General features: G+C 39.3%; 8 protein-coding genes. 5 read left to right on the forward strand and 3 right to left on the reverse strand.

Annotated features, from left to right (window positions below):
• Nucleotides 1–287 precede the first annotated feature (287 nt).
• From HUN22_RS13710 to HUN22_RS13720, 3 genes are all read right to left on the reverse strand, one after another.
• Nucleotides 288–848 (reverse strand): hypothetical protein, encoded by a 561-nt coding sequence (locus tag HUN22_RS13710; RefSeq protein WP_174730408.1) that lies wholly within the window; start codon nt 846–848, stop codon nt 288–290.
• 161 nt (nt 849–1,009) lie between these two features.
• The gene (gene hemJ / locus HUN22_RS13715) at nt 1,010–1,462 is read right to left on the reverse strand and encodes a protoporphyrinogen oxidase HemJ (protein ID WP_016144514.1); all 453 of its coding nucleotides are present in this window, start codon (nt 1,460–1,462) and stop codon (nt 1,010–1,012) included.
• Between the two features lie 18 nt (nt 1,463–1,480).
• On the reverse strand, nt 1,481–2,710 hold the full coding sequence (locus tag HUN22_RS13720) for a beta-ketoacyl synthase N-terminal-like domain-containing protein (RefSeq protein WP_039756534.1): 1,230 nt from the start codon (nt 2,708–2,710) through the stop codon (nt 1,481–1,483).
• A gap of 300 nt (nt 2,711–3,010) precedes the next feature.
• On the opposite strand from HUN22_RS13720, the gene HUN22_RS13725 reads away from it, so the two are divergent.
• From HUN22_RS13725 to HUN22_RS13745, 5 genes are all read left to right on the forward strand, one after another.
• Complete coding sequence (locus HUN22_RS13725) at nt 3,011–4,330, forward strand: EcsC family protein (RefSeq protein WP_031947553.1); 1,320 nt, start codon at nt 3,011–3,013, stop codon at nt 4,328–4,330.
• A gap of 200 nt (nt 4,331–4,530) precedes the next feature.
• Nucleotides 4,531–4,905, forward strand: coding sequence for a 30S ribosomal protein S12 (rpsL, locus tag HUN22_RS13730; RefSeq protein WP_002050319.1), 375 nt, complete (start codon nt 4,531–4,533; stop codon nt 4,903–4,905).
• 160 nt (nt 4,906–5,065) lie between these two features.
• A complete protein-coding gene (rpsG, locus tag HUN22_RS13735) occupies nt 5,066–5,536 on the forward strand; it encodes a 30S ribosomal protein S7 (RefSeq protein ID WP_001138055.1) in 471 nt (156 codons plus the stop codon).
• Between the two features lie 177 nt (nt 5,537–5,713).
• Nucleotides 5,714–7,852, forward strand: coding sequence for an elongation factor G (gene fusA, locus HUN22_RS13740; RefSeq protein ID WP_002120436.1), 2,139 nt, complete (start codon nt 5,714–5,716; stop codon nt 7,850–7,852).
• 95 nt (nt 7,853–7,947) lie between these two features.
• Nucleotides 7,948–8,086, forward strand: a 139-nt coding sequence (locus HUN22_RS13745) for a GTP-binding protein (protein ID WP_227545342.1), incomplete at its 3' end; no start/stop codon positions are given.

An 8,086-nucleotide genomic window follows, 5' to 3' on the forward strand; every position in this document is an offset into this window, starting at 1 on the left:
TAAAATAGTAAACAAAAATGTCAAGATCAATAATATATACCAATCCCATATTTTCTGCGTAAAAATAACGAGATTTTCTGTATAGAATAGAAACAGGCTTCATTATTTTTATTGTTTGTATACTGCCTTATCACAAGCTAATTTGGAATAAGTCTACTCTATTTTTTTCAATAATTTGAATTGAATAAGCGCACTTTTATAGTTTAGATAAGTATTTCTGATTTATAAGAATTCTCATTTACATTGCGCAAAAAAATGTTATGTTCAAAGCGAGATTGATTATTTAGTTACAAATGAAGTTGAGGTGAACAGATAATATTCGGGATTTTTCCTGAGCAAATGTCGCGCGCAATTTCGCCTTGCTGTTCAATATTATACGTACTAAATGCCTTGTTAGGGTGGTAGCTATATTTGTAGGGATTGTAACTTTTAAAGCTGAGGTAATAGGCTGATTGTAATAAAGCACCTTTAAGTAGTACATGAATGCCTTTTTGATATTGCATGACATGTGTGAGTTCATGGATAAAAATACCCTGCATAAACTTAGATTCTAAAGCGTAATTTTCACTGTAATCAGCAGGATTGACATAAATATTCCCATTGGGGGCCATAAAAATACCGCGAGACTGCCAAGGGAGATAACGGGTAGCAATGATTTTAGGCTGTTCGCAATCGAGCATGTCGCCGAACACCATTTGTGCTAATAATTTTTCTTGAGCAGTCAAATGTCTAATGGGATAGTTTTTTAAGTGACGGAAAATAAAAAGTGTAATAAGAATAAATGGTGTATGGATTAAGCGTTTAAAGGCATTAAAAGTTAGCATAGCTTTGCCATTAAATGAGTTCATCTATTTCTTTAGCATAGTATAGATTAGGTATTGCTAAATAAACAGGTAGAATATTGATTAATTTTATAGTTCTGTTTTGAAAAATATAATTATTTGAATAGATTGTACATTTTATCAGAATCAATAAATGGAGTCTTAGATAAGAAAAGCAAAAGCCCCAGCTAAAACTGAGGCTTTACAACAACTAAAATCACAACAGCAAATAAAATTAAGGTTGGCATTTCATTAAAAAAGCGCCAGAACTTATGTGATTTATAGTGAGCATTTCCGATGAGCTTTTTACGATAATAGCCACATACCAAATGATAAATCACTAATAAAGCCACTAATCCAACTTTGAGGTAAAACCATGTTGCATCATGATAATGTCGAGTTGCATCACCCCACTCAACAAGGAAGTGGGCGGTAATTAATGTAGCAATCATCGAAGGCCACATAATTCCACGATACAACTTGCGTTCCATTACCTCAAAGCGTTGATGACTTGCAGCATCTTCACTCATAGCATGATAAACATATAGACGTGGTAAGTAGAACAAAGCAGCGAACCAGCAAACCACGGCAATAATATGTAATGCTTTTACCCACAAAAAAGCATCAGAAGGTGCATCCATCGATAATCCTACGTGGGATTATGCATCCCACTTCTTGAAAATAAGGCAAGCGTTAACACCGCCAAAGCCAAAACTGTTGCTCATTACAGTATTCAATTTTGCATCACGTTTTTCAAGTACGATATCAAAAGGTTTTGCGCCTTCATCAAGTTCAGTTACGTTGATGTTTGGTGCAATAAAGTCATTTTGCATCATTAGTACAGAGTAAATAGCTTCTTGTACACCAGCGGCACCCAAGCTATGGCCTGTCATCGATTTGGTCGAGCTAAGAGGAGGTACTTTACCTTCACCAAATGCACGCTCCATTGCTTTAAGTTCTGTAATGTCACCAGCTGGAGTAGAAGTACCATGTGTATTTACATAGTCAATTTTTTCTACTCCATGTTGCTTAGCTTCTTCAAGTGCCATTAATACACAACGTGTAGCACCTTCACCACTTGGAGCAACCATATCTGCGCCATCACTGTTTGCAGCATAACCTACTACTTCAGCTAAAATGTTCGCACCACGTGCTTGTGCGTGCTCAAGTGATTCAAGTACTACGAAACCACCACCGCCAGCAATAACGAAGCCGTCACGGTCCGCTGAATATGGGCGAGATGCTGTTTCTGGAGAGTCGTTATATTTAGAGCAAAGTGCGCCCATTGCATCAAACAATAAACTTTGAGACCAGTGATCTTCTTCACCGCCACCAGCAAGCATAAGGTCTTGTTTGCCAAGTTGAATTAAGTTGTATGCATAGCCAATTGCATCTGCAGAAGTTGCGCAAGCACTTGTAATAGTATGTGAAATACCTTGTAGCTTAAATGCAACACCTACGTTTGCAGTAATGGTGTTTGACATGTTACGTGGTACGAAAAAAGGACCTACTTTACGTGCGCCTTTAGTCTCTAATAATTCTGTCATTTCAACAACAGAAGCAGTTGAGCCACCACCTGAACCACCTGCAATACCATAACGTGGATTACCAGCAAGTTGTTCAGGAGTAAGTCCTGCATGTTCAACTGCAGCTACAGCAGCGTTGTATGCATACATCGCACATACGCCCATGAAGCGTTTTAATTTACGGTCGATATTATCAAAGTCTTGTTCTGCAGCAGCGCTGACATGACTTTTGAAATTAAGTTCAGCATAAGTTGGGTTAAAACGTGTCCCGGAGATTCCATTTTGAAGTGAGTGAGTAACTGCTTCTAAAGAGTTACCGATACATGAGTTAATACCCATACCAGTGATTACAACACGTTTCATCTACAGGTCCCTTTATGGTGATATATAAGAGTCTATCGTGATCAACAGCTATGAAAATGAATAGGAGAATATAGCTGTAAGAAAACGAGACTCATGTTTTTCATTGTTAACATGATAGCAGAAAGGTTTTTTATTTCTTATGGCAAATCTTTATGACAATTTTACATTTAAAAAAAATAACTAAATACATAGTATGTTGCATTTAGGGTTAACTAAAATACACACATTCAAGTTGAGATAAATCCACATTCCACCTAGTATTTATCTCTAATTAGATAAATTAAAAAATCGAGGTACTTGATGACAAAATTTAATAATAATCAATCTGACAATTTGTTTTCTCAGGTCTTCGGAGTGGCTAAAAAGCTCAGTTCTACAGGATTGAGTATCTTACAACAGAACCAATCAGGTGACGTCAGTAAGGTAATTGAACCAATCCCAACTGGAAAAACTGTTGAAGGTAGATCGAGAACAAAAAGCCCATTTGAAGTTGAGCAATATGAAAGTCCTCAACAAATGCTAAGAGAACATTTACCAAAAGTCACACGTCAGGTGTTTGGACGACATTTTAAAAAAGTAAATGGTGTTGCAACATTTCTTTCACCGGATTGGGATGAAAAAATCTCAGGTTATTTATTTGATTGGCTAAATGACTTTAGTTCGAAAAGTACCTTAACTGAAAAAATCTTAGAAGAAGCTGGTGCTAAAGATTTATTTGAATTAACTAAAGATACGGGTCGTTCTCAACGACTAAGTCAGGCACTTATCGAACAAAACAAACTTATTGCGACTGTACAAGGTGCAATTACAGGTATTTCTGGGGTAGTGGGTGCAGCAGTAGATATTCCAGTTTCATTAGTTTTAGTTTTAAGAACTATTTACCAGACAGGAAGATCACATGGCTTCGATCTTTTAGAAGCTACTGACCAAGATGTTGTCGAGTTTATTTTTAAAGAAGTTGATATTAGTCTGATTGCAGAGAAGCAAACCCTCTTGTTGGCTTTAAAAACATTACGAAATATGTTGGAAACCCAAGATATTCATCAATTTCAGCAAGTATTGGGGTCAACCACAGATGTAGACACTTTGAAAAAATGGCTAACAGATGAAGACGGTGAGTTTAAATGGGAATGGTTAAACCGTATTCCTAAACTGTCTGCTTTTGGTAAGTTTACGCCAGTTGCTGGGGCTGTTTTAAGTGCGGTATATAGCTGGAAGTTACAAGAAGATGTAGGCCATAAAGCTCAAGCAATTTTTGGAGCTGCGAGACATTATTTAAATGAACATCCAAGTGAGCATTTATCTCCGCTACAAGCCTATTATGCTGCGGTTACACTCATCCAAAAAGCGAGCCCAAGACTTTTAAATATAGGTGAAGATGGCAATATTCAGGCTGCTCATCACCATAAAGTAGAAAATCATGAGGTGATTTCAAAAGTTTCTATTGTGTTAAAGCCTACTGACGGCCAAAAGAGTGAAGAAAAAATTCAGGAAAATGTTCATCAGGGTCTTGAAAAACTTGCTGACAAGCATGTAGCAGAGCATGAGCATACTGAGCAAAAGCCAGCTTTAACCCCAGAAGATGACGACGAGATATTGGAAGATAAAAAATACTCTTAACAATACGCTTACAATGATGAGGTTTAAAAAGTGGAGCTAACCTCCATTTAAATTTGTAAATCGTCCTGTCAAACATTGATATGGTCAACATTTGGTAAGTATTGCCGTGTTGACCATTTTTGCATCTTGGCTTACAATTATGTGCCCTTAAAAAGAGGTATTTTCTTTTTAAGGTTTTTTAATAACGGGAGAATTGCCATATGGCAACAACGAATCAGTTGATCCGTAAGGGTCGTACGACTTTGGTTGAAAAATCCAAAGTTCCTGCGTTGAAGGCTTGTCCACAACGTCGTGGTGTTTGTACACGTGTTTATACAACTACACCTAAAAAACCTAACTCAGCTATGCGTAAGGTTTGCCGTGTTCGCTTAACTTCAGGTTTTGAAGTATCTAGCTACATCGGTGGTGAAGGCCATAACTTACAAGAGCACAGTGTTGTTCTTATCCGTGGTGGTCGTGTTAAAGACTTACCGGGTGTACGTTACCATACCGTTCGTGGTTCATTAGACTGTGCTGGTGTTAAAGATCGTAATCAATCACGTTCTAAATACGGTACTAAGCGTCCTAAGAAGTAATTCTAGGAAACTAGTCGAATAAGCCCTTTAGCGTTTCGCTTGTTTGAATTCTTCATAGATTTGTAATTCAAGCGACGTATAGTAAGGCCAGCGTCGTGTACATGACACTTGTACAAACTGCTGGATCATCCTGAAGTGTCATATTATTAGGTGTATTAAAATGCCAAGACGTCGCGTAGTCGCTGCTCGTGAGATCCTTCCAGATCCAAAATTTAGCAGCCAAACAATCGCTAAATTCATGAACCACGTAATGCAAGATGGTAAAAAATCTATTGCAGAAAGTATCGTTTACGGTGCTTTAGAGCGCGTTCAAGAAAAAAACAAAGTAGACCCAGTTGAATTTTTTGAGACTACTCTTGAAAAAGTTCGTCCTATGGTTGAAGTAAAAGCACGCCGTGTTGGTGGTGCTACTTATCAAGTACCTATGGAAGTACGCCCATCCCGTCGTACTGCCTTAGCTATGCGTTGGTTAGTAGATGCTGCTGCTAAGCGTTCTGAAAAAACGATGGCTTTACGTCTTGCTGGTGAGTTGCTTGATGCAGCTGAAGGTAAAGGTGCAGCAATCAAAAAACGTGAAGATGTGCACCGTATGGCTGAAGCTAACAAAGCCTTCTCTCACTACCGTTTCTAAGCGGATAAAACAGGCCTTATTCAGGAGAATATTCATGCGTACAGCAGCTCGATTCAACATTGCTCTCTATCAAAGTGGGGGCTTTGCAGGTATTTAAGTTGCCTGTTTGGATATTCGCGCGCATCAATTTAATTGGTGCGTCCTGTTTTAAATATAACATTTAGGAATGTAGACATCATGGCTCGCCAAACCCCAATTACTCGTTACCGTAACATCGGTATTTCTGCGCACATTGACGCAGGTAAAACAACTACAACTGAACGTATTTTGTTCTACACAGGTGTATCTCACAAAATTGGTGAAGTACACGACGGTGCAGCAACAATGGACTGGATGGAACAAGAGCAAGAGCGTGGTATTACAATTACCTCTGCTGCTACAACTTGTTTCTGGTCTGGTATGGGTAACCAATTCGAACAACACCGTATCAACGTAATTGACACCCCAGGACACGTAGACTTCACAATCGAAGTTGAACGTTCTATGCGTGTTCTTGACGGTGCGTGCATGGTTTACTGTGCTGTCGGTGGTGTACAACCTCAGTCTGAAACTGTATGGCGTCAAGCGAACAAATATAAAGTGCCTCGTTTAGCATTCGTGAACAAGATGGACCGTACTGGTGCAAACTTCTTCCGTGCTGTTGAGCAAGTTAAAACTCGTTTAGGTGGTAATCCTGTTCCTATCGTTGTGCCAATTGGTGCTGAAGATACATTCCAGGGTGTTGTTGACCTTATCGAAATGAAAGCGATTATCTGGGATGAAGCATCTCAAGGTATGAAGTTTGAATATGCTGATATCCCAGCTGACCTAGTTGATACGTCTAACGAATGGCGTACAAAAATGGTTGAAGCTGCGGCTGAAGCTTCTGAAGAATTAATGGACAAGTACCTAGAAGAAGGTGATCTTTCTAAAGAAGACATCATCGCTGGTTTACGTGCTCGTACATTAGCTTCTGAAATTCAAGTAATGCTTTGTGGTTCTGCATTCAAGAACAAAGGTGTTCAACGTATGTTGGATGCTGTAATTGAATTCTTACCATCACCTACAGAAGTTAAAGCGATCGAAGGTATCCTTGACGACAAAGACGAAACTAAAGCGTCTCGTGAAGCATCTGACGAAGCTCCGTTCTCTGCACTTGCGTTCAAAATCATGAACGACAAATTCGTAGGTAACTTAACATTCGTACGTGTTTACTCTGGTGTTCTTAAACAGGGTGATCCGGTTTATAACCCAGTTAAAGCTAAGCGTGAACGTATCGGTCGTATCGTGCAAATGCATGCGAACGAACGTCAAGATCTTGATGAAATCCGTGCAGGTGATATCGCAGCGTGTGTAGGTCTTAAAGACGTTACAACTGGTGATACATTATGTGATGAGAAAAACATCATTACTCTTGAGCGTATGGAATTCCCAGAGCCAGTAATTTCATTGGCTGTTGAACCAAAAACTAAAGCAGACCAAGAAAAAATGTCTATCGCTTTAGGTCGTTTGGCTAAAGAAGATCCATCGTTCCGTGTTCGTACAGACGAAGAATCTGGTCAAACAATTATTGCTGGTATGGGTGAGCTTCACCTTGACATCATTGTTGACCGTATGAAGCGTGAATTCGGTGTTGAAGCTAACATTGGTAAACCAATGGTTGCTTACCGTGAAACGATCAAAAAGTCTGTTGAACAAGAAGGTAAGTTCGTACGTCAAACTGGTGGTAAAGGTAAGTTTGGTCACGTATATGTACGTCTTGAGCCGCTTGATGTTGAAGAAGCTGGTAAAGAATACCAATTCGTTGAAGAAGTTGTTGGTGGTGTAGTACCTAAAGAATTCTTTGGCGCAGTTGACAAAGGTATTCAAGAACGTATGAAGAATGGTGTATTGGCTGGTTACCCTGTTGTTGGTATTAAAGCGACATTATTCGATGGTTCTTACCATGACGTCGACTCTGACGAATTATCGTTCAAAATGGCAGGTTCTTATGCCTTCCGTGATGGTTTCATGAAAGCGGATCCTATCCTTCTTGAACCTATCATGAAAGTTGAAGTAGAAACTCCAGAAGACTACATGGGCGATATCATGGGTGACTTAAACCGTCGTCGTGGTATGGTTCAAGGTATGGACGATCTTCCTGGTGGAACAAAAGCAATTCGTGCAGAAGTTCCTCTTGCTGAGATGTTTGGTTACGCGACTCAAATGCGTTCTATGTCTCAAGGTCGTGCGACTTACTCTATGGAATTTGCTAAATATGCTGAAACTCCACGTAACGTGGCTGAAGGCATCATCGCTAAATTCCAAGCTGGCGGTAAAAAAGGTGACGACGAGTAATCTTTCGATTACTATAAGCCCAAACTAATTTCTTAGTTAAAAACCAAGTGCTCATGGGGTGACCCTCCATGAGTAGTTTATAAAGGAAGATCATCATGGCTAAAGCCAAGTTTGAACGTAATAAGCCACACGTAAACGTGGGCACAATCGGTCACGTTGACCATGGTAAAACAACTTTAACTGCTGCGATTGCAACAATTTGTGCAAAAACTTACGGCGGTGAAGCGAAAGATT

The sequence above is a fragment of the Acinetobacter lactucae genome (assembly GCF_013344765.1).
In the GTDB taxonomy this organism is placed as follows: domain Bacteria; phylum Pseudomonadota; class Gammaproteobacteria; order Pseudomonadales; family Moraxellaceae; genus Acinetobacter; species Acinetobacter lactucae_A.

What these genes read in the sequence shown, in the direction of transcription:
- fusA (WP_002120436.1), top strand. Translation starts at nt 5,714, where the DNA reads ATGGCTCGCCAAACCCCAATTACTCGTTACCGTAACATCGGTATTTCT.
- rpsG (WP_001138055.1), top strand. Translation starts at nt 5,066, where the DNA reads ATGCCAAGACGTCGCGTAGTCGCTGCTCGTGAGATCCTTCCAGATCCA.
- hemJ (WP_016144514.1), bottom strand. Translation starts at nt 1,462, where the DNA reads ATGGATGCACCTTCTGATGCTTTTTTGTGGGTAAAAGCATTACATATT.
- HUN22_RS13720 (WP_039756534.1), bottom strand. Translation starts at nt 2,710, where the DNA reads ATGAAACGTGTTGTAATCACTGGTATGGGTATTAACTCATGTATCGGT.
- rpsL (WP_002050319.1), top strand. Translation starts at nt 4,531, where the DNA reads ATGGCAACAACGAATCAGTTGATCCGTAAGGGTCGTACGACTTTGGTT.
- HUN22_RS13725 (WP_031947553.1), top strand. Translation starts at nt 3,011, where the DNA reads ATGACAAAATTTAATAATAATCAATCTGACAATTTGTTTTCTCAGGTC.
- HUN22_RS13710 (WP_174730408.1), bottom strand. Translation starts at nt 848, where the DNA reads ATGAACTCATTTAATGGCAAAGCTATGCTAACTTTTAATGCCTTTAAA.